This window comes from Microvenator marinus, from assembly GCF_007993755.1.
GTDB lineage: Bacteria > Myxococcota_A > Bradymonadia > Bradymonadales > Bradymonadaceae > Allomicrovenator > Allomicrovenator marinus.
Genome location: NZ_CP042467.1, coordinates 1,898,646 through 1,920,175 on the forward strand (window position 1 = coordinate 1,898,646; position 21,530 = coordinate 1,920,175).

The window sequence follows — 21,530 nt, forward strand, 5'->3', positions numbered from 1 at the left end:
GCTTGGCTGGTGCGAGTAGCGGCCGATTTTGGCATTCCGCTCGAGCCACCTGGAATGATCGCGGCCAAGAAGCCGGCACAACCTAAGAGTTTGATTAGGAGACCCGAGGTGGACGAAGACGTCCGAAAATCGAGGTGGAGACTCATACTTGGGGACGATTCCGGGGCCAGCGGGTTTGGCCTGAGTGCCGAGAACTCAAGGCGCGCGCTGCTGCTCGATTACCTCTATCGACGAGAGCTCGGGCCAAGACGAAATATCCGTGCAAAGAACAAGAAGGGTGGCTCGGAGGCTTCCGAACTCACCGTGCCAGAATGGATCAACGGAGTTCACGAACTCTTTCCGAAACGCACGATTGAGAGGCTCGAGAAAGACGCGATCGACCGCTATCAGATCGAGGAAATCGTGACGCGCCCGGAGATTCTCAACCGTGCGACCCCGAATTTGACGCTCCTAAAGGCGGTGTTGCGCACCAAACACCTGATGAACCAGGAAGTTCTGCACGCGGCGAAACGCATCGTTGAAGAGGTTGTTCGCGAGCTCATGGAAAAACTCGCCCGCGAGATTCAAACACCATTTCTGGGAGCGTTGAACAGAAAGCGGCGAAGCGCGCTTAAAATCGCAAAGAACTTCGATGCGGCTCAGACGATTCGACGCAATCTAAAGCATTGGGACCCTGAGTCCCAGAAGTTGATCGTGCAAAACCCCATCTTCTTCACCCGGATCCGGCGTCACGCCGAAAAATGGCGGCTTATCATCGTGGTCGACCAATCTGGGTCCATGCTCGAAAACGTCATCCATGCTGCGGTGAGCGCCTCAATCTTTCATAAGCTCAATCAGCTCAAATCAAACCTCGTCGCGTTTGATACGCAGGTTGTTGATCTCAGCGAATCGGTCTCAGATCCGGTAGAAACCTTGCTCAATGTGCAGCTTGGCGGCGGAACGGATATCGCGAACGCTCTGGAATATGCGTCAAAGCTCGTCGACGACCCCAATCGAACGATCGTAGTTCTAATTACGGACTTCTTTGAGGGTGGTCCCGTGGAACACCTCTTCGCAATGGCGAAGGGGCTCGTCGAGCAAGGAACACACGTGCTGGGTCTTGCGGCCCTTGATGGTCAGGCAGAGCCTCATTTTGACCGAGAGATCGCCCAAAGACTCGCAAATCTCGGAGTTCATATCGGCGCCATGACACCTGGCGAACTCGCCCAATGGGTCGCGGAGAAGATTCGATGATCAAGGACGAACTTCAGCGCCTCGAAGAAAGCGATCTGGTGAACTACTCCAACAGAGGCACGCTAAAGCGCGCCACCAAAGAACTCGCCGAAGGCCTGAGTGTTGAATGTCATGAGTTCGCCTCTGGCATTACCTTTGTCTGGTCGGATGGCGTGACCTGTGAGTTCCCGAGCGACCAGCCGCTCATGGCCGCGTCGTGCACCTGCAAAGCAACGAGAGAGTGCAGACATATCGTGCGGAGCATTCTCCACCTAAAGGCAAGTGCTGAGCCTCTGAGCGAGGCTGAAGGGCCTTGGAACCCCGGTGAGTTGAGTGATGACGTCCTGATCGCTGCTGTAGGTGGCCAGGTCTTCAACCGAGCCCAGGACGCGTTGGTCAACGGTATGGTCGCGGAGCTCTTTCACGGCCAAAGGCCCGAAGCAACTCTGCTCACGCTGGGACGAACCGTACGGTTCTCGCTCCCGGACAAACTCGAATACGCCCAATGCGACTGCTCCACACCACGATGCTTCCACATCCCGCTCGCGGCGATGATGTTTCGTTTCTCGGAGGCGCTCGACTACGCGTTGGTCACAAACGACCGAGAAACACCACTCAGCGCGGAGGAGGCCTCGCCTCTCTTCAACGCGTTGGAAGATCTAGGGCTCAAAGCCACACATGGACTCGGGGCACTGGACTCCGTCGCGCTCGACCGTCTGAGCGCGCGTGCGCAGAGTCTTCGTGGGCTTGGGTTCGTTCGCCACTCCGAGCTTTTGGAGACGTTGCGGGACCTAATCTCAAAGTTTCAGGGCCAAGACGCGCGTTTTGATCCGATGGAGCTCGCGCTCTGCATGGGCGAATTCCAGCTTCGAGTCGACGCTCTCCTCGCCGACAAAATCCCAATTCCTCGAGCCTTTGTGCGAGGGCTACATATCGAGGAAACCTTTGGTCAGCGGAGGCTGATCGGACTTGGATGCCGGGCGCACCTTCGCACCAAAACAATCGTTTTGGAGTCCATCTTGGTGGACCAGGAAAATGGTCAGCTCCAATCCATCTCGCAAACTTTTGATTGGGTGATCGATCCGGAGACCACGCTCTCATTATTCAATCTCGCGAGGCGCAGCTCTTGGGCTGGTCGCACGATCGCGAGCATCAGTTCCGGGCAAATCGTCACTACCCATAGAGGTAGGGTCCATGAACATGCGCTCGGCGTCGATCAGCACCACTTGAGTGTGTATGGCCAAAGTCTCTCGTGGGAGGCGCTGCCGGCGAGGGTGCGGACGTCTAGGGTTAGCCAGATTCGGGCGCGATTGTTAAATAAGGCCCCAGGCCCCTTGGGGCTCAATGCGCTTCAAGAAAACTTTCTCGTGTTGGAGACAGACTCCATCCGCAATCTCGAGTTTGACGCGAGGAATCAGGTCTTGGTCTTCGAGGCGCTAGACACAGAAGGCCAGTGCATCCGGGTGGAACATCCTTATACGTCGCTAGGAGCGGAGAGCTTCGAGCAGACGATGAATGTCTTGGGTCGAAACGCCCAGAGAGTGAGGTTTATTGCGGGACTCATCTCTGCCCGATCTGGTTCACTCTTTCTGCAACCAACCGGCATTGTTTGGGAAACCGAGGAGAACGAGCGTCGACTCTTGATGCCTTGGATCGAAATGCCTCAGGCTCAAGACACTCTTGAATCGAAAGCCAAACCGGATTCGAAGACCAATCAAGTTGAGTCATTGTTGCGTTGGTTGGGGGATGGCATTCTCGCTGGCACCTTGGATCCGAGGACTCAAGCGGAGTTTGCAAAGACGTTGAAAGGCACGGGGCTTGAGACAGCAAGCCGATGGATGGAGAGCGAATTGAGCCTTGAAGATTGGCGAGTGGTGTTCAGGCTTGCTGCAATTCTAACGCTCTATTCTTCCTCTTCGGAGGCGTAAGAGTCTGCGTCATCATCACCCAACATTTTTGTGACGTCAGCCCAGGGATCCTCGGCACGCGTGAGATCTTCTTCAAGGAGTTTCCAGAGCCGCGCGTTCTCTTCCTGAAGAGCCAACACCTTTGCCGCGAGGCCGAGGTAGTCGTCCGCCTCCGCCTGATTCGTTGCGCGATGCCTAAGCTCGCCTTTTTCGTCGTAAATGACGTAAAAGCGCGACATCCGATCGACTGTCCAGCCTTTAGGCTTCGCGGGCGTGGGCCTACGAATCTGGCGTAACTTCTCTTCGAACGCCTCTTTACCCTCCCCTTTGGTACGCAGGCGGTCTCGTGCCTCTTTGCAGAGGCACTTGTACTCCTGTCGGTACTCGATACATCGGGTCCAGGCGATCGTGCTCATCTTGAGCGGACAATCGATCGGGGCGTTTACTCGGTCCGAAATTGTTGTGGACATTGGAGCCTTCCGCAGGGTTTGTGGTGTGAACAAAATAACCCGAGGCTTCAAAACCTTGCAAGGTGGATCATGGAGAACAGGCATCTCCAAATCCATTACCGTCGGAATCTTCCTGCCCGGGATTGGAAACGTTGATGCAGTTATCACATACGTTACCCACGCCGTCTCGGTCGTTGTCGCGTTGATTTCCGTTGGGGTCGTTGGGGCAGTTATCGCAAACATCGCCTACTCCGTCGGAATCCGAGTCTTCTTGACCTGGATTCGCTACTGTAGGGCAGTTGTCCATGACATTGGGAACGTTGTCGCCATCGGAGTCTGAATCACAGGCGTCACCAATCCCATCTCCATCCGAGTCCAAGTTAAGTCCAGAGGCAACGGATGGGCAGAGATCGCACGCGTCTCCAAACGCATCACCATCAAAATTGGCCTGATCCTCGTTTGCAAGGCCCGGGCAGTTATCACATGCATCTCCTACACCGTCAGAATCGGAGTCCGCCTGATCGGGGTTCTCGATGCTTGGGCAATTGTCGCAGGCGTCCCCGAGTCCATCGCCATCCGTATCAGTCTGATTCGTGTTGGCCAGGAATGGACAGGTATCCGTGACATTTGGCGTTCCGTCTCCGTCCATATCGTCGTCGCAGAGATCTCCGATTCCGTCTCCATCGAGGTCAGCCTGGTCTGGATTGGCGACCGAAGGGCAGTTGTCAACGAGGTTTGGCAGGCCGTCACCATCGCGGTCCGAGTCACAGGCGTCACCCTCGCCATTCTGAGTGGTATCGGTCTGGTCCGGATTGGCGTCGTAAGGACAGTTATCCTCGTCATTCGGAACACCGTCACCGTCGATATCATCGTCACAAGCGTCCCCGAGACCGTCTCCATCCGTGTCCAACTGGTCTGGGTTTTGAATTAATGGACAATTGTCGACTGGATTCGACACCCCATCGTTGTCAGAATCAAAATCGCAGGCATCTCCAAATCGATCCCCATCCACATTCTCTTGACCCGGATTCGCCACGAACTTGCAGTTGTCTTGCTCATTGTCGATTCCATCACCATCAACATCTGAATCACACGCATCACCCTGGCCATCGCCGTCGGAATCGAGCTGATTGGGATTGAAATCTTGTGGACAGTTATCTTCCGCATTCGCGATCCCGTCCGTATCAGGATCTTCCGGGTCCACGATACTCATGTCCTCTTCGGTCATGTCGGGAATTTGGATGATGGAACCATCGGGTTCCATGTCCACTTCAGGCATGTCTTCAGGGGTCTCCATATCGGGCTCACCCATGTCTTGAAGGGTCACGTTGTCTTCAACACAACGTCCCGAAACACAGATAAAATTCTGCTCACATTCCACCGATAATCGACACTCGACAGCCGGCTCAGAACACCCTACCGTCACAAAAATGACGGCTAACCATCTGTATTTTCCCACGTTCGCTCTCTCGCTGAGGCTTTTTTAAAGTCTACACCGACGGACAGCCCAAGAACCAATTGTCGGGATCTGAATTCGTATTCGACCCGAATACGGTTTCGGTATCCGATCCTTAGCGATGAAGTCCGTTCGCCTATACAATCAGCGAGGAATCTACTCCCCAAAACACCTACTTTTTGAGACTTTTGATGCGAGTTTTCTTACTTATCGCTGCACTTCTGGTCGCCTGCGGGGACGAGACCCCCGCGCCTCCTATCGATCTGAACAACATCCCGGATATGAACGAGCCAGATCAAAACACCGAGGACATGGACACTCCGGATACTCCGCAGCCAGATATGGCGGTGAATCCAGACGAAGGGTGTTCGTCGATTCGTGATATCGGTGTGATCTCAGAAGATGGCTTCTTGGAGCGAAGGCTCGAAGAACCAAAGACCGGCCACACTACCTCGTGCCAAACCGAAGACGCATCATCAGGGTCCACGCTCTATAAATTTGAAGTGGAAGTTCCGATGAAGCTCACCATCACAGCCGATGCGCTACCCCGGATGGTTGGAGAAATCGTGATCCCTCCGGCGCCAAGCCTTGAGCTTCGCGAAGGTTCGTGCAGCCCAGAGGCAAACGAAGACGCACTATGTACTTCCGAGCGAAGAAGCGTCTGGGACCTCGTCCCAGGCACCCCCTACTACCTTGCCATCAACGGCGAAATCGAGTCGAACGGCGTGCGTCTGGCACTCGAAACCAGCGAATTGATCTGTTCCGAAGCCGATAACGTGTGTGTGGAAGGTGCGCTTCAAAATTGCGTGAGCGGCCAACGGCTCGACACCTACGCTTGCGCAGACGGGTGCGCTGGGACTGAATGCGCCGGAAACACGTGCGCAAGCGAATTGAGTGTTGCCGGATCTGGTACCCACCGAATCACAGGAGCTACCCGCGCCTACGCGGACTCCTGGAATGCGGTCGGCCACCCAACATGCGCATTTGAAGTTGGTGAACCGCCTGAAAACACTCAATACGCTGACTTTGTGGTCAAGCTCGAAGACGTAGCCGCAGGCACCGAAATCCTGGTTTCCTCAGAGAACGACCAGTCGAGCGGAAACTACGGTTACTTCTTCTCCACCTCGTGCGAGGCGGACACGTGTGAGTTCGCTGGTTTTGCTGATGAGTTTGGATTTAACGAGGTCCGGTACACGACCGAGGAGGGTGGAGACCTCTTCCTTCGTATCGAATCTCTTCAAGCAGCATCCGTGGACTTCGCTATCGACATTACTTTTAATCCATAAACGCAACTTTTTGCACAATTTGTCAAAGACATGACGCCAAACTTTGATGCTATCCACACAGAACAAAGTAAACCAGTCTCAAACAATGGGAATGCAACTTGCATACTAGAGACCGTGTTACATGTTTGAGGAGTCCCCTATGAAGAAACCACTTATTGCCGCCGCCCTGATGCTTTGCGCATCTAGCGCTGCCGCTCAACAGCTAGCTGCGCCAGAAACCATGTTGATGTTCGGCGGGGACGTCTTCTCGAACGGCCAATCCGGAAACCTCTCAAGCGCCCTTAACTTCCACATTGATAGCTATTGGGAGACTGGAGCTTGTACGGATGCAAACAACTACGCCACCTGCGATATCCTCAAGTTTGGACTATCGGGTTATCCGGCCGCAGATTGTAACGACTCGCTCACGGTCTACACCACACCATCAGAAGACGGTGGTGGTGATGTGAAGGATAGAATCTCGACGATTCAAAACGAAGCGGGCAATACATTCTGTGGCAATCCCGACAGAAGGCATACCGACTCGGGCCTCAGAATCCACCGCGAGAACACCTTCCCCGGTGGTATTTTTGCACCCGATCCTGTGCAAGAACTCTGGTGGCAGACTCCTCACCTCACGATGCTCGTCCTCGGAGACATTCCACAATTGGATGATGGTGTGCCTGACGGAAGGATCAAGAAGACCCTGACCCAGGCATGCCTCAATCGCGAAGGCGGCATCAGTGGTCAACTTCCTTCAATCCCGACATGGGTAATGATGTTCCGCAAGTCTGGTGAGTCACCCGTGCCATTCGCAAATCTGCTCGCGGCTGCCGGAGGCACCGGTGAGTGTTGCTATGGAAATGATTGCGATGAAGATGATGAAGACGATCGGAATATCATTGACGTATGCGAACAAATCCAAGGTCGCACCGACACACAAATCCGAAACGACTTGGCCGATGGCCGCTATGATTGCGGACCGGGCTCCAGCCCACACATGACCGGTGCACTGGCTTTCCCAGATCAGGGTCCTTTCGGTCAGCTAAAAGACATTCGCTGCCACCTTGTTGGCGAAGGAAACACGCCCACTGGTTGCGATGAATCTACCGACACCAACTTGCTCGGCATTTTCTCGTGCATCCGCCAGGTCGCACGTGGAACCACGTTTGACGACATGCCGATTTTCTACTGCCCGGAGGACTACGTGAGCTTCAGGGACGAATGCACTGAATTGACCAGAGATGATGTCTCGTTCATCGACGACCGCGAAACCATTTTCATCATGAATGACCTAGAGACGTGTGATGGCACGGGCAGCTTTGTCGACAACCCTTGTCCGCTAGAGGGAAGCTACTGCGTGGTGGATGGCGCTCAAGGGCGCTGCGCACTCGGTCAATACGAGTGTATCAACAACACGGACACCTGCACCTCGATGTACGAGCCGATGCCTGAAATCTGCAACGGCCTCGACGATGACTGCAACGGTGTCGTGGATAATATGAGCACAAGCTGGGACGAGTTCCCTCAATACACACTTCCGAACGCGTACGAAGGGCTTGATTGTCAGCAAAATAACGTATGTACCTGCCCTGAAGGACACACAGACTCCTACGGTGGAGCAGATTTCACGTCTTACCTCGACTCGTGGGAAGGTGTGTGTGCGTGTGGCGAAGGGCTCAGCGAGCCAGCCGCGCCTGCTGAACCTGCGTTCGCAAGCGAACCTCAAGCATCGTGCGCCAATGCTGCAACCACGCCAAGCGCGCTCGTCTTGATCCTGCTCAGCCTGCTTGGCTTGGGTGTTCGGCGACGAATGGCCCGCTAATCGTTGGCTTCTACTTGGGCGATCGCGTGGGCGAGCGCTCGAGGATAGAGAACTCGTTCAGCTTCCTGAATCCTAGCATGGAGGCTCAATTCATCATCATCGGGGTGCACTCTCACGGCGGCTTGAGCCACCAGAGGGCCCGCGTCGAGCTCCTCGACCACATGATGAACCGAACATCCGCTCAGCAAAGCTCCTGCAAGCAAGGCGTCCTTGACTGCCGTTGCGCCCTTAAAGCTCGGCAGAAGACTTGGGTGTAGATTCACGATCCGCTGCTCATACGCTCGTAACAACGGCTTAGAAGCAATGCGCATCCAACCCGCCATCGCTACCCATTCGGCACCATGGCTCTGAAGGGCTGAGACGATCGCTTCATCAAAAGTCTCGCGACTCCCAAAATCCCGGTGGGAGACTACACCATGTGGAATCCCCAAACGCCCGGCGCGCTCGATGGCACCAGCATTTTCCTTGTTCACGACCAGACAACAAACCTGAAAACCTAGACTTGGAGCCGCTTTTACAATCGACTCAAAATTCGAACCACTTCCGGAAGCCAAAACCCCGACATTTACGACTCGTGTAGGTCGAGCCAACGATTCCAAGGGTGGTGAAAAAAATACTTCCACGTTATTCTCGCGTCTAAGTCCTTTTGCCTTGAACAGCTCTGAATCTCTACTATCGTAGTGAGTCAAGAGAGTCTTCCAAAATTTCGAAGTCGTTACGGTGTTTTCAAATGAAACTGCACATTTTTGCTGCACTTATTGCCCTCACTCTCCTCAGCGCTTGCCAACCTTCATTCGAGGACTCGTATTGTAGCCGCGATGAAGACTGCTTCCCTGGCGAGCAATGCACGGCGTTCAATCGATGCGTGCCTGCATTTGAAGAGGATATGTCCGAAGATACCGACGTACCCGATGCCACCGAAGACATGACCGAAGTCGATATGCCGGTCGATATGCCCGAAGTCGATATGCCAGAGGATATGCCGAACCTCGATCCCGATGGAGACGGCATCGAAAACGAAGACGACAACTGCCCTGACGTAGCCAACCCCGAGCAAGAAGACCTCGATGGAGACGGCATCGGCGACGCATGTGACGACGATATCGATGGCGATGGTATCGACAACGACGACGATAACTGTCCGTTGATTGTAAACCCAAATCAGGGCGATCTAGACAGCGATGGGGTCGGGGATTTCTGTGATGACGATATCGACGGGGACGGCGTTCTTAACGACGAAGATAACTGCCCACTCATCGTAAACGCCTCCCAAGAAGACGCCGACGGTGACGGCGAAGGCGACGTATGTGATATCGATATCGATGGAGACACGATTGAGAACACCGAAGACAACTGCCCGTTTGATGTAAATCCAGGCCAGGAGGATCAAGACTCAGACGGCGAAGGTGACGCATGCGACGACGACATCGACGGGGATGGGTTTGATAACGATAACGACAACTGCCCACTCGTCTTCAATGACGAGCAGGAAGACCTCGATAACGACGGCGTCGGGGACGCCTGTGAAGATGATCTAGACGGAGACGGGGTCATCGACGCAGATGACAACTGCCCAGAAACGCCCAACCAAAACCAGACAGACTCAGACGGCGATGGGATCGGGGATGCGTGCGATAATTGCGACGGCACCGCGAACCCGAATCAAGAAGACATGGACGGAGACGGTGTAGGCGACGCATGTGATAACTGCCCGTCGATCTCGAACTCCTCGCAAGCCGATAACGATTCGGACGGGCTCGGCAACGTCTGTGATAACTGCCCAGACGACGACAATCCACTCCAAGAGAACCTCGACGGCGATAATTTTGGTGACGTGTGCGACCCGGACATTGACGGGGATGGAGTCATCAATACAGCCGACAATTGCTTGTTGATCCCGAATAACTCTCAGACCGATACGGACGGTGATGATGTTGGGGATGTTTGTGATAACTGCCCAAACACTGCCAATACCGATCAGGCCGACACCGATGGTGATGGCTTTGGAGATGTTTGTGATAACTGCTCGCTTATCTCCAATCCAAACCAGGCAGACGCTGATAGCGATATGGTCGGAGATGTCTGTGACAACTGCCCAAACACCGCCAACACAGACCAACTAGATTCAGACGGTGACAACGATGGAGACGTCTGCGATGCAGACCGTGACGGTGACGGCATTGACAACAACACCGACAATTGCCCGGACGTACCAAACCCCGGACAGGCCGATCTTGATGCAGACGATGTCGGGGACGCATGTGACCCAGACCGCGACGGAGACGGCGTAGACAATACCACTGACAACTGCCCGGACATCGCGAACGCCGGACAGGAAGACCTTGATGGAGACGATGTAGGGGACGCATGTGACCCAGACCGCGACGGAGACGGCGTAGACAATACCACTGACAACTGCCCGGACATCGCGAACGCCGGACAGGAAGACCTTGATGGAGACGATGTCGGGGACGCATGCGACCCAGACCGCGACGGAGATGGCGTAGACAATACCACTGACAACTGCCCGGACATCGCGAACGCCGGACAGGAAGACCTTGATGGAGACGATGTCGGGGACGCATGCGACCCAGACCGCGACGGAGATGGCGTAGACAATACCACTGACAACTGCCCGGACATCGCGAACGCCGGACAGGAAGACCTTGATGGAGACGATATCGGGGACGCATGCGACCCAGACCGCGACGGAGACGGCGTAGACAATACCACTGACAACTGCCCGGACATCGCGAACGCCGGACAGGAAGACCTGGATGGAGACGATATCGGTGATACTTGTGATGGAGACCGAGATGACGACACCATCGCGAACGACTTCGACAATTGCCCCGACGTTGCGAACCCACTGCAGGAAGACCAGGACATGGATGGTGTGGGAGATTCGTGTGACCCCGACATCGACGGTGACCTGATACCCAACGGAACTGACAACTGTCCAACCACGGCAAACAACGACCAAACAAATTCAGATACCGACGCATTGGGGGATGCATGCGATAACTGTCCAACCGTAGATAATCCGGGACAAGAAGATGGGGACAATAATGGAATTGGGGACGCCTGCGAGCCATAAAGTAGCTTTGTTGATAGCAGGGGTGTTCGTTTTTAGTTTCGGCTGCTCAGACGCCGATCCTGCGGAGCCTATTTGCGTCTTCAATGATGAGTGTGAAACCGGCGAGGTCTGCACAGACGGCGCCTGCATCATCGATATCTCTCAGGTCAATATTCGGTCGTTCGTAGCCGAGACCTCAAGCGTCGATCTAGGGGACTCCGTCCAACTTTCATGGGAGATCGCCTCTGTCAGCTCCGCTCGGATCTCAGGGTCCGATGGGTTTGAGTTTGAGATTGGGCCCGGCTCACTCGGAGCGGGCACCGTGGAAGTCACGCCTCTCGACGATACCACCTACACCTTGCGCGCAACCAAGGACGAGAACACCACTCAGGCGGAAGTCACGGTTTCAGTCGTCAGGCCGGCCGGTGCGATTCTCGACTTCCAAATCTCAGAGTCCAGCATTCAAGAGGGCGAAGAGGTGACTTTCTCATGGTCCACGTCAAACGCAATAAACGGTGAGATTCTGCGCGATGGAGAGCCATTTCTTGCGATAGAAGTTGACTATATCGACTCAGGCTCCATCCGAACCGACTCCGCGACGAGCGGAGCCTACACGCTGGTCATTAACGGCGAGGACGGGGGCATAGTCACGAGCGACCCCATCGAGCTCGAGGTCTTGCCAATCTCACCAGAAGTCGAGCGCTTCGTGGCGCTCTCCGAGTTCCTACTCGAGGGCCAGGCCACCACGCTGCAGTGGGAAGTTATTCACACCGACGAGATTGAGATCGCAGGACCGGCAGGCGTTCTCCATACCTCGGCAAACTCCCAGGGTGCGTTCAATGTCCAGCCCGCCGAGAGCACCACCTACAGACTAAGGGCCAAGAGAGACCAACTCGTGGTGGAAAGGGAGCTCGACATCACCGTATACGAACCCATCGAAATTCTCTCATTTTCGGGCACGCCGCCCGTCGCCCTAGGCGAGTCAACCGACCTCACATGGGAGATTTCCGGCGACGTTGAGGCCCTGGTTCTTTCCGATGGTTTTGCGACTTACGAAATGGCCACTGAAGATTTCGCTCAAGGCACATTCTCGCTTCAACCGAGCGTGACCACAACGTACTCGATCATCGCTTCCAACGAGGCCCATGCAAAGACCGCTGAGTTCGAGGTGGTGGTGCTACCAGCGCCTCCAACGATCACCCGTTTTGATGCCGCCCCGACCCTTGTGGCCACGGGAGCCACGACCACCCTCTCCTGGGAGATTGAAGGTGCCGACTCTTATACCTTAAGCGATGGCACCCAATCCTTAGACACAACTGGTGTTTCCTCCACCAACGGTCTGCTCACCACACCCGTCAGTGGTCCCACGACCTACACACTCAGCGCCTCAAACGCAGGAGGCACAACCGATGCGACGGTTTTCGTGGATACAGCTGGGGCAGTCTCGATTCAGAGCTTCTCAGTCGCTCCAAACGCGCTTGCACCGGGCGAAACCGCTACGGTGACTTGGACAACGGCAAACGCGACCAGCATCGAGCTGAGAGACTCTGACGGCACTATCATTGACGTCACAACACTCGATCCAGCCGGCGACTCACTAAACCTGATCGTAGACACGTCTAAAACACTCATTTTAACCGCCAACGGACTGGGTGGCCCTGCCTCAGCGAGCGCCCAGTTTGTGGTCAACGAGCCAGTAGAGATCTTGGATTTCCAAGCCTCAGCGGTAACCGTCTCTCAGGGCGATTCCCTGAGTCTTTCCTGGCAAACCGAGTTCGCACTTGGCGTGGAGATTGAGTGCACAGATATCGATGGCAACCCGTACTTTGTCACCACGGCAGGCACAAACAAGGACTCCGATTCGGTGACTTTCTCACCGTCCGTCTCTTCGACCTGCAGACTTTCTGCTTTTGGGTTCCGTGGACCGGACACCCTTGACGTGAGTTTCACGGTGCTTCCTCAGGCACCGACCGTCTTGAACTTCACCGTCTCCGAGTCCACGATTTTGGCGGGACAAGACGTTGTTCTCAACTGGGAGTCACAAGGGGCTACTTCATTCACTTTGACCGATGACCTCGGAAACAACTTCGACTTAACAGGTCTCGATCCGGCTCTGGATTCGATCACTCTTCAACCCACACAATCGGCGACCTATACGCTAACCGTCAGCAATGCAGCGGGTTCCGACGCATCCACAGCCAGCGTCGATGTGGTCGATGGAGACGCCTTGATGGTCAACGAAGTCTTCTTCGATCCAGTTGGCGCTGACGACAACCTGGAGTGGGTGGAGTTCATCAACACCAGTGACTCCCCTATCGACCTCGCCTCGTTTTGGGTGGGCAACGGTGGCGCAGACTATACCTACTCAAGACTCCAACTTCAGGGGACCATCGCACCTCAGGGTTGTTTTGTGGTCGGCGGTCCTACCTCGAGCGCATCAAATGGGCTCCCGGCTCTCGACCAAGCAAGTGCGTTTACACCAGCGCTGCAAAACGGCGGAGCCGAGGCAGACGGCATTGGAGTCTTTTTTGGAGAGCCAACCGCGGCGAGCGTACCTCTCGATGTGGTCCTCTACGGGGGCGCGAACAACAACAACCTCGTTGGAGAAGATGGCCTTCCAAAACTTGAGGTCAGTACACGGGGCGTTTCGGGAGAATCCCTTGTACGGGTCTCAAGCTCCGATCTCTTCGAAATCAGTGCTCCGACCCCGAATCGATGTTTCCAAGTCGCAAGTACCGATATCAACACGGCCTCCAACACTGCACCAGGCACAATTCAGGTCCTAGGCTGGGCACTTGATTCGCGCCTTTTCCAAGTGGAGATCGGAAGCGTTCTCCTAAACTGTACTGACATCCAGGGCGGTCTGGAGTGTTCGTGGGAGGCCCACACCGAGAGTGGCCTCGTGGACATCGTAGTCTCGCGCGTGCGCGACTTTACATTCGACGGCTCAAACTGGACCATCACCGACCGCGCCCCGCTGGATATACAGTCTGAAGTCCTAGGCGGTGGGTTTACCTGGCTCGATTGAACAACCTGCTCAAGATTCCGCGGCAACCTTGCGGCTCAGCAGCCTCGAGCTGACCTTGGTCTTTTGATTGCTGCTGGGCTTGACGCTCCACGCTGATCAGCGGTCCGGGACTCAAGGTCGACTTCATAGCACGTGAATCAGGCGACTCTGCGCCTGTCCACGGCGCTGGCAATGCCATCAACCCAAAGTCTTTAGATTGCGGCGTCGGAAGAGTCTGCGGCAAAGAGAGCTCCAAAAACTTCTCGATCCGAGCCTGCCTGTTTTTGGCCATCGGCTGCATGTTCTTAGCGATCAGAAGCGTGAGTCCTTGCGGATCTAGCGCTGCTAGCTTCTCATACGCTGCCCGCGTCAACGGATTCTCAACACTCTCCCGAGGCTCCTCGCCGGTTACCAAAAACGAAAAGAGTGCCGCCAAAGAGTAGAGATCCGCCTGCCGCTTGATGAATTGCCCAGAAAGCTCTTCACGGATTTCAGGCGCGATATACGCCCACTCGCCCTTGTTTTGCATGTGCAAGGGACGCTCACCGATCTTGGCCGCGTTCGACGCACCAACCATATGGATAATGTCGTCCACGCTGATGACGATATGCCTCGGATCGAGGTTCCGAAACACCCATCCCTCACCGTGAATCTCAGCCAAGAACCCGGCGACCTCGCGAATCAAACGAAGTGCCCTGAAGGGCGCCATACCCGTTGGGTGCTTTTCTTTCACGTGCTCAAAGAGCGTTTCGCCAGGCATGTACTCGTAAACAAGAACTGGCTCTCTGCTAAGAACAGTCTCGCTTTCTTCGAGCTGAATCCAGTCAAGAGGTTCGGGCAGAAGATGCGAACTGAGCGTCAGAAAGGTCATCTCCTGATGCAGCGCCTTTCGGCGCTGAACCACATAGGCCTTATCCTGAAGTCGCTTCGAGTCGTACGCGATAGTCTTGACGCACACCAACTTATCATCAAGCGCGGTGTCCTCGGCCAAAGCGATCTGGTAGCTCGCGCCCTCAAAGAGCAAAGACTTCACCCTAAAGCGTCTCTCCCCTCGTGAGGCATCGATCAAAAAGGAGCCTGGTTGCACGCTTAGTCTGTGGCTTTGGTGAACATGAGTTGATCTTGAGACTCGGCAACTTCGACGAGGATCGTGTCTCCTTCATCGAACTTTCCTTCGAGAATCTCGACCGCGAGCGGGTCCTGAATGAATTGGCTCATCGCTCGCTTGAGCGGGCGTGCGCCGTATTCAGGCTCGTAACCCTCGGTGGCAATGAACTCCTTGGCAGCATCCGTCAGCTTGATATCCATCTTCTGCTCGGCGAGCAGCTTGCGGAGCTTCCGAATCAGGATGTCTACGATCAGACCAATGGCGTCGCGATCCAGGGCGTTGAACACAATCGGAGCATCAAGACGGTTGAGGAACTCCGGCCGGAAATGATCTTTGAGGATATTCTTGACCTCCTCGGTCATCTCTTCGCCGTCAACCGTTCCCGCGAGGTCCAGAATCTTTCTGGAACCCACGTTGGACGTCAGGATCACGAGGGTGTTCGTAAAGTCTACGCGTCGCCCCTGTGAGTCTGTGAGACGGCCTTCGTCCATTAGCTGCAGCAGAATATTGAAGACGTCAGGGTGGGCTTTTTCGGCCTCATCAAAGAGGACGACCGAATACGGCTTCAACCGGACCGCCTCGGTGAGGATACCGCCTTGCTCGCTGCCCACATAACCACGGGCCGAGCCGATCAGGGTATTGACCTTAGACTGCTCCATGTACTCGGACATGTCGATGCGGACCATAGCATCTTCACTATCGAAGAGAAATTCCGAGAGTGCCTTCGCAAGTTCGGTCTTACCTACACCCGTTGGCCCAACGAACATGAAGTTACCGATAGGTCGATTACGGTCCTGAAGCCCAGCACGTGAGCGCCAGATCGCACTCGCGATAATGTCGATAGCGTGGTCTTGCCCGACCACACGCTGACGCACTCGGTCCGGCATATTGAGGAGTTTTTCTCGCTCGGACTCCATCATCTTGCTGGTCGGGATACCGGTCCAGCTCGCGATCACTTTGGCGATATCGGTATCGTCGCAGAAATCCTTGAGAAGTCTTTGGCCAGGGTTGACCTCCATCAAGCTCTCCTGGGCGGCAGCGATCTCCTTCTCGATCTTGGGAATCACGCCGTATTTAAGCTCGGCAGCACGCCCCAACTCGCCCTTGCGATTAGCCTCTTCGACTTCCTTCAAGGTCGCCTCAAGCGCTTCTTTCTGGGCGGTGACCTGATCAAGAGCTTGCTTCTCAAGCTCCCAACGCACACGCAAACCCGCGGCCTCCTCTTGAAGGCTCTCGATCTCGTTCTCCAGTCGCTTTCGAGCCGAGACGCTATCTTGATCGCTCTCAGCCATAAGCGCGCCGAGCTCGACGCCCAGGTTATGGATTCGGCGCTCCACCTGATCGAGTGCGGTTGGCTTCGAATCGATCTCGAGCCTCAACCTTGATGCGGCTTCGTCCACGGCATCGATAGCCTTGTCCGGAAGCGCACGGTCCATAATGTAGCGGTCCGTCATCTGAGCTGCAGCGACAAGCGCGCTGTCTTGAATCTGAACGCCGTGGTGAATCTCAAAGCGCTGTTTGATGCCGCGCAGAATTTGAACACATTCCTCGACGCTTGCCTCGTCCACAAAGATACGCTGGAAGCGCCGCTCGAATGCAGCATCGGGCTCAATATACTGCCGAAACTCTTCCACCGTGGTCGTGCCGATGATGCTCAGCTCGCCGCGCGCAAGTGCGGGCTTGAGGAGGTTGGACGCGTTCATCGGCCCATCACCTCCACCGGCACCCATCAATTGATGAATCTCGTCGATAAAGAGGATGATCTTGCCTTCGCTGGCAACGATTTCCGTGACGATCGCCTTGATTCGCTCTTCGAATTGCCCTCGGAGACTCGTACCCGCAACCAGAGAGCCCAAATCCAGCGAGAAAATGCGCTTGTTCTTCAAGCCAAGCGGCACGTCATCCGCGTGCATACGCTGGGCGAGCGCCTCGACGATGGCAGTTTTGCCAACGCCAGGTTCGCCGACGAGCACGGGGTTGTTTTTAGACCGTCTGGAGAGGACCTGCATGATGCGACGAATCTCAGAATCGCGGCCGATAAACTGGTCGAGTTTGCCCTGCCCCGCGAGTTTCGTCAGGTCGGTCGCGTACTTCTCCAAGATTTCCGACATCGGCCCTTCAGCGCTCGTGATCGGCTTTCCTCCACGGCTCTGTTTGAGCTCACCACGCAATTTCGTAGCGTCCACTTCGAGCTTCTTAAACTGAGAATGTGCGAAGGTTCCAGGGATTTCCGTCATCGCGATCAGGACGTGATCGGTATTGGCGAACTGATCTCCCGACTTCTCGGCCTCTTCACCCGCACGGGTCAGAATATCGAGTAGCTTCTTGCCGACAAAGACCTGGGAGGTGCTTTTGTACGCCTTTGGAACTAACTCAAGTTCTTCGATGACCCCGCGGCCAAGCGCTTTGGTATCCACACCGAGCTTCTGGAGCGTACTCGAACCAAGTCCGTCTTCGTCTTCGAGAATCGCGAGGAGCACGTGCTCCGTCTCGACATGTTGGTGGTTTAACTTTGAAGCGAGTGTTTGAGCACGCTCGAGGTGCTTTCTTGCTTGCTTCGTAAACTTCGCGAGATCGAACTTGTTCGTCATGTCTCCTCACTCTCGTCCGGGGTCGGCGGAGACTAACCCTAAGCCGGTAGACGTTCAAGGTCGATATACGCCTTGGAAGGGACAATAATCTCCGGATTTGCTTTGCCTTCCAGATGCTTTCCGAGCTTGCGCTTGAAGGCATGCAGAACCTTCTCATCCTGATGGGTAAGCACCACCCTGCTGGGCGCTAGATCTTCCACCGCTCTCATCAGATGCACGGGTGGAGCGTGAAGTGTGAGCTCGAGAATCGAAGCCTGCACACGCCGTCTTCCAAGACCTTGGACCTTCGCGCGGTTGCCGGCGTGTAGGAATTGGTCACCAAGGCTCCGGGACTTCACCCCGTTAACGATGCGCACGCTCTTCGTCGCGTCCCCGATGATAGACTGGACCAGCGCCCTTGAAGGGGTGTTAAAGTCGAGCTCCTTTCCAGCGGCCAGCACCACGCCTCCTTGCTCCAGGGTGCGAACGCAATCGTGCGTGAGCCCAAAGTCGGCCTCGGGCAAAAAAGAGCGCAGGTTCTCGTGTACGCAAAACCCGTCCCGTCCCTTCAAACTCTCCCAAACAAGCCTCGCCTCGCCCACCGGACTAGCCAGAATCAGTGCGCCACTGAGCGAGCCGAGAGTCTGGATAGCCTCTTCAAATGAATAGCCGTCCAACTCGTGATGAGCCGCCAGAGCGGATTCAAGGATCAGAGTGTCCACGTCCCCTGGCCAGAACACGGGTTCGATTCCAGGCATCTGAAAAGGGCTCCAATCACCTGTGTAGAGAAGCCGGTGGGCCGGGGCCTTACGCTCCACCAAGAGCATGGAGCTACCTGGAACGTGTCCGGCAGGGAGCAACGTCAGCTCAAACTCATCGTGAACAAAGGGGGCGTGGAACTTTTTGGGCTCGAAGGTGTCAACTATGGCATGAGCACGTCCAATTTTGCCGCCTCTCATTTTGAGTTCATTGACCAAGACCGCCTCGAGAGACCGAAGCGTTTGCACACTCGCGACGCGACGCGCACGGGGAAATCTCTCCACGAGGTCGATCAACGCGCCGACGTGATCCACATGGGCGTGACTGACAAAAATCAGCCCCACGTCCTCTATCTCTTGCGTGGCATTGGCTCCGGCATCCAAAAGCAGCCCACCAGAATTCCCCTGAAGGTACCACGTAGTCCCGGATTCGTGCCGCCTTCCGATAGACACACCAAGCAACTTCAACACAATTGACCCTTGATTTGGCGAACCATTATGTCCACGTTACAATCCACACCTGTTAAGTCGCCGTCTGTACCTTTGGAGTCGGACTTCATGTCAAAGAGTCGCATAGAAATCGATTGGAGAAGAGCGCTGATTCCAATCTCATTGGCCATCATGTTCTTGATGGTCTTTTACTTCAAGACACCGTTATGGGCACTCGCGCTCTTCATGCTCTGGATGCCGATCTACTACCTCGCCTACCCGTGGTACTTGCGAAAACGATGGCTAAATTTTGAGCGTGAATTCGCGTTTCATTTCCAGCAGCGAAACTTCAAGACCCTGCTGCAATTTTATCGCGACAACTGGTTTTTGCGAAAATTTGGACCGCGCGCCGAGATGCTCACAAAGCTCTCACTGATCTACTCAGGAATGGAGAAATACAGAGAGGCAGAACAGGTGCTTGAACAAGCCATCGAGCTGACACCGTCCACGCACCGCGACAGGCTCTACTACAATCTTGCGAACGTGAAATACGAGCTCGGCAAGTACGATGAAGCTGAGCAGATGTACAAAGCCCTGAATCGCGGGACGCCCTTTGGTCAGACGGTTCGTGTGCAGCTCGCGCTAATCGATCTACAGCGAGGGCGCTCGGTGGCCGCTGCAAAAAAGACCCTGCAAACCGAACTCGAAAACTCAACGGGAGTACTCAAAACTCGAATCACTGACGCCTTGAGCCGCGCTTAGTCTAGGCCCGCTCAATCAGGAAGCGCACCCATTCTCACGGCCACTTCAGCGTCCTGATTTCCACGTCGAATCTTAACCTTGACGTCTTCGCCAACCCCGATATTACCTGCAACCCAGGCTAGCTGGTCGGCGTCCGTGATCTCGGAGTCTTGGATCGACAAGATGATATCTCCCGGCCTTAGTTGCGCTGCATCTGCAGGTCCGCCGCGAACGATACGAGTCACAAGAGCCCCCTCTTTCTCAACTCCTAACTCCTTGGCGAGTCTCTCAGGAACCTCTTCTACGTAGATACCGAGCCAGCTTCGCTCAACACGGCCTTTTTCGAGCTTCGGCAAAAGCTCCTTGACCATGTTGATCGGAATCGCAAAGCCGATGCCCTGAGCACCGGCGTTTACGGCAGTATTGATGCCAACGACCTCACCCTTGAGGTTGATGAGCGCGCCCCCGCTGTTGCCGGGATTGATAGAGGCATCGGTCTGGATGAAGTCCTGATACCTCATATCACCAAGTGGAATCTGTTTTCGGCCCGTTGCGCTGACGATTCCGGCTGTCACAGTGCTGGTCAAACCGAGCGGATTTCCAATCGCCACCACCCAATCACCCACGCGCAACTGGTCCGAGTCAGCGAGTTTAAGCGCCGGAAGATCTTTTGCTTCTTCGAGCTCTAGCAACGCGAGGTCAGTTTTCGGGTCATCTCCAACCACGCGCGCCTTAAAGCGACGCTCGTCGAACAAGCGCACTTCAATCTCACTGGCCCCGGCGATGACATGATGATTCGTCAAGACGCGGCCGGACGGGTCGATGAGGAAGCCCGATCCAAGACTCTCGCGTGAGCGCTCCTCAGGCACCATACCCGGAAAGGCAAAAGGATGAGGGCGAGTTCTGATTTTGGTTCGCGTGAAAATGTTGACGACTGCGGGCCTTGCTCCCTCGACCACATCAGCGAATGTGGGAGGAGCACCGGCCACGGGAGGGGCCGGTGGGGCCGACGCATTAGGTGCAGGGGCATCCGACGCAAGGGGTGCGGATTGGGGCTCTTCAGCTGCGCTCTGGCAGGCAGCGAGCCCGAGGCTAAACATCAATAAGACCAAAGATCGCATCTCAATCGCCTCCTATTTCAAAATTTCTTCACCTCGACTCAACGATGGCGATGCGTAATTCATACAATAAACCTCCAAGAAGCTTTTCTTCTTCCTTGTCGAGGTTTCCTTTCGTCTTTTCACCCAACATTTCCAAGATCTCTACGATTTGGCTCGCCGCATCGATATCCGGCTCCATCTGCCCAAAAGCAGGGTCCTGAATCTTGCCCAGGCTAACGTAAGCGCTGGTTCCGAGGCTCATGACGAAATCGCCAAAGGCGAGTTTCGGGTTCGATGGCTCCTGGGTCGGAATGTAGACTCCTGCATTATCTCCAAGCGTCTGGGGCTCTGCAGATACCTTTCGCTTATCGGATTCTTCCGCCATCTCTCCTCCTTAAGAAGCCATCAACGTGACTTACTTCGCTTTATTGTAGACGCCCTTCTCGAATTTCGCTTCGATCTTGGTCGACTGGTCTTCCGCATCCTCAAGGCTCTTCAAGTACTTATCGTACTCTTCTTTCGTGATCAGGTTTTGATCGAGTTTTCGCTCGAGGGTACGAATATCAAATTTGTGCTCTTCCATCTTTATCTCCGTAAGAAAACGACCCCGCTAATATAATAACGAAA

16 protein-coding genes are annotated in these 21,530 nt (G+C 55.1%); 7 read left to right on the top strand and 9 right to left on the bottom strand.

Going from position 1 to position 21,530, the window contains the following annotated elements; genetic code table 11:
* The first annotated feature begins 108 nt into the window (after positions 1 to 108).
* Together FRD01_RS24860 and FRD01_RS08000 are read left to right on the top strand one after the other, a co-directional pair.
* A complete protein-coding gene (locus FRD01_RS24860) occupies positions 109 to 1,233 on the top strand; it encodes a VWA domain-containing protein (protein WP_430700859.1) in 1,125 nt (374 codons plus the stop codon).
* Complete coding sequence (locus tag FRD01_RS08000) at positions 1,230 to 3,140, top strand: hypothetical protein (RefSeq protein WP_146958870.1); 1,911 nt, start codon at positions 1,230 to 1,232, stop codon at positions 3,138 to 3,140. Before FRD01_RS24860 ends, FRD01_RS08000 begins: the two co-directional genes overlap by 4 nt.
* On the opposite strand, the gene FRD01_RS08005 is transcribed toward FRD01_RS08000, so the two are convergent.
* Positions 3,116 to 3,589 carry a hypothetical protein gene (locus FRD01_RS08005; RefSeq protein ID WP_146958871.1) on the bottom strand — a complete coding sequence of 158 codons (474 nt, stop codon included), beginning with the start codon at positions 3,587 to 3,589 and terminating at the stop codon, positions 3,116 to 3,118. The two genes, FRD01_RS08000 and FRD01_RS08005, sit on opposite strands and share 25 nt — an antisense overlap.
* A 67-nt stretch (positions 3,590 to 3,656) precedes the next feature.
* The gene (locus tag FRD01_RS24865; protein WP_249756106.1) at positions 3,657 to 5,027 is read right to left on the bottom strand and encodes a thrombospondin type 3 repeat-containing protein; all 1,371 of its coding nucleotides are present in this window, start codon (positions 5,025 to 5,027) and stop codon (positions 3,657 to 3,659) included.
* Positions 5,028 to 5,215: 188 nt separating this feature from the next.
* Here FRD01_RS24865 and FRD01_RS08015 point away from each other — a divergent pair, with 188 nt between their 5' ends.
* Entirely contained in the window at positions 5,216 to 6,310 is a 1,095-nt protein-coding gene (locus FRD01_RS08015) for a hypothetical protein (RefSeq protein ID WP_146958872.1), read from the top strand.
* Positions 6,311 to 6,449: 139 nt separating this feature from the next.
* Positions 6,450 to 8,114 carry a hypothetical protein gene (locus tag FRD01_RS08020; protein WP_146958873.1) on the top strand — a complete coding sequence of 555 codons (1,665 nt, stop codon included), beginning with the start codon at positions 6,450 to 6,452 and terminating at the stop codon, positions 8,112 to 8,114.
* Here FRD01_RS08020 and purN read toward each other — a convergent pair.
* A complete protein-coding gene (gene purN, locus FRD01_RS08025; protein WP_146958874.1) occupies positions 8,111 to 8,737 on the bottom strand; it encodes a phosphoribosylglycinamide formyltransferase in 627 nt (208 codons plus the stop codon). The genes FRD01_RS08020 and purN overlap by 4 nt on opposite strands.
* Positions 8,738 to 8,844: 107 nt before the next feature.
* Here purN and FRD01_RS24870 point away from each other — a divergent pair, with 107 nt between their 5' ends.
* Both FRD01_RS24870 and FRD01_RS08035 read left to right on the top strand, forming a co-directional pair.
* Positions 8,845 to 11,211 (top strand): thrombospondin type 3 repeat-containing protein, encoded by a 2,367-nt coding sequence (locus FRD01_RS24870; protein ID WP_146958875.1) that lies wholly within the window; start codon positions 8,845 to 8,847, stop codon positions 11,209 to 11,211.
* A complete protein-coding gene (locus FRD01_RS08035) occupies positions 11,171 to 14,218 on the top strand; it encodes a lamin tail domain-containing protein (protein ID WP_146958876.1) in 3,048 nt (1,015 codons plus the stop codon). The genes FRD01_RS24870 and FRD01_RS08035 overlap by 41 nt, the downstream gene beginning before the upstream one ends.
* Here the strand turns inward: FRD01_RS08035 and FRD01_RS08040 are convergent.
* The 3 genes from FRD01_RS08040 to FRD01_RS08050 are packed head-to-tail and all read right to left on the bottom strand — an operon-like array spanning position 14,202 to position 19,104.
* Positions 14,202 to 15,230, bottom strand: coding sequence for a protein kinase domain-containing protein (locus FRD01_RS08040; RefSeq protein WP_249756107.1), 1,029 nt, complete (start codon positions 15,228 to 15,230; stop codon positions 14,202 to 14,204). The two genes, FRD01_RS08035 and FRD01_RS08040, sit on opposite strands and share 17 nt — an antisense overlap.
* A 56-nt stretch (positions 15,231 to 15,286) precedes the next feature.
* Complete coding sequence (locus FRD01_RS08045; protein WP_146958878.1) at positions 15,287 to 17,896, bottom strand: ATP-dependent Clp protease ATP-binding subunit; 2,610 nt, start codon at positions 17,894 to 17,896, stop codon at positions 15,287 to 15,289.
* A gap of 38 nt (positions 17,897 to 17,934) precedes the next feature.
* Positions 17,935 to 19,104 (bottom strand): MBL fold metallo-hydrolase, encoded by a 1,170-nt coding sequence (locus tag FRD01_RS08050; protein ID WP_249756108.1) that lies wholly within the window; start codon positions 19,102 to 19,104, stop codon positions 17,935 to 17,937.
* An 87-nt stretch (positions 19,105 to 19,191) separates the two neighbouring features.
* Between FRD01_RS08050 and FRD01_RS08055 the strand changes: the two genes are divergently transcribed.
* Positions 19,192 to 19,824 (top strand): tetratricopeptide repeat protein, encoded by a 633-nt coding sequence (locus FRD01_RS08055; RefSeq protein WP_249756109.1) that lies wholly within the window; start codon positions 19,192 to 19,194, stop codon positions 19,822 to 19,824.
* Between the two features lie 11 nt (positions 19,825 to 19,835).
* Here FRD01_RS08055 and FRD01_RS08060 read toward each other — a convergent pair whose 3' ends face one another.
* The 3 genes from FRD01_RS08060 to FRD01_RS24265 are packed head-to-tail and all read right to left on the bottom strand — an operon-like array spanning position 19,836 to position 21,486.
* The gene (locus tag FRD01_RS08060; protein ID WP_146958881.1) at positions 19,836 to 20,924 is read right to left on the bottom strand and encodes a trypsin-like peptidase domain-containing protein; all 1,089 of its coding nucleotides are present in this window, start codon (positions 20,922 to 20,924) and stop codon (positions 19,836 to 19,838) included.
* Between the two features lie 28 nt (positions 20,925 to 20,952).
* Positions 20,953 to 21,288, bottom strand: a complete 336-nt coding sequence (locus FRD01_RS08065; protein ID WP_146958882.1) for a DUF1844 domain-containing protein — start codon at positions 21,286 to 21,288, stop codon at positions 20,953 to 20,955.
* A 30-nt stretch (positions 21,289 to 21,318) separates the two neighbouring features.
* Entirely contained in the window at positions 21,319 to 21,486 is a 168-nt protein-coding gene (locus tag FRD01_RS24265) for a hypothetical protein (RefSeq protein WP_249756110.1), read from the bottom strand.
* Between the last annotated feature and the right edge of the window lie 44 nt (positions 21,487 to 21,530).

Excerpts from the sequence above, each read along its gene's own strand:
- FRD01_RS08000 (WP_146958870.1), top strand. The coding sequence starts at position 1,230 with ATGATCAAGGACGAACTTCAGCGCCTCGAAGAAAGCGATCTGGTGAAC.
- FRD01_RS08005 (WP_146958871.1), bottom strand. The coding sequence starts at position 3,589 with ATGTCCACAACAATTTCGGACCGAGTAAACGCCCCGATCGATTGTCCG.
- FRD01_RS08015 (WP_146958872.1), top strand. The coding sequence starts at position 5,216 with ATGCGAGTTTTCTTACTTATCGCTGCACTTCTGGTCGCCTGCGGGGAC.
- FRD01_RS08020 (WP_146958873.1), top strand. The coding sequence starts at position 6,450 with ATGAAGAAACCACTTATTGCCGCCGCCCTGATGCTTTGCGCATCTAGC.
- FRD01_RS24870 (WP_146958875.1), top strand. The coding sequence starts at position 8,845 with ATGAAACTGCACATTTTTGCTGCACTTATTGCCCTCACTCTCCTCAGC.
- FRD01_RS08035 (WP_146958876.1), top strand. The coding sequence starts at position 11,171 with ATGGGGACAATAATGGAATTGGGGACGCCTGCGAGCCATAAAGTAGCT.
- FRD01_RS08045 (WP_146958878.1), bottom strand. The coding sequence starts at position 17,896 with ATGACGAACAAGTTCGATCTCGCGAAGTTTACGAAGCAAGCAAGAAAG.
- FRD01_RS08055 (WP_249756109.1), top strand. The coding sequence starts at position 19,192 with ATGTCAAAGAGTCGCATAGAAATCGATTGGAGAAGAGCGCTGATTCCA.
- FRD01_RS08060 (WP_146958881.1), bottom strand. The coding sequence starts at position 20,924 with ATGCGATCTTTGGTCTTATTGATGTTTAGCCTCGGGCTCGCTGCCTGC.
- FRD01_RS08065 (WP_146958882.1), bottom strand. The coding sequence starts at position 21,288 with ATGGCGGAAGAATCCGATAAGCGAAAGGTATCTGCAGAGCCCCAGACG.
- FRD01_RS24265 (WP_249756110.1), bottom strand. The coding sequence starts at position 21,486 with ATGGAAGAGCACAAATTTGATATTCGTACCCTCGAGCGAAAACTCGAT.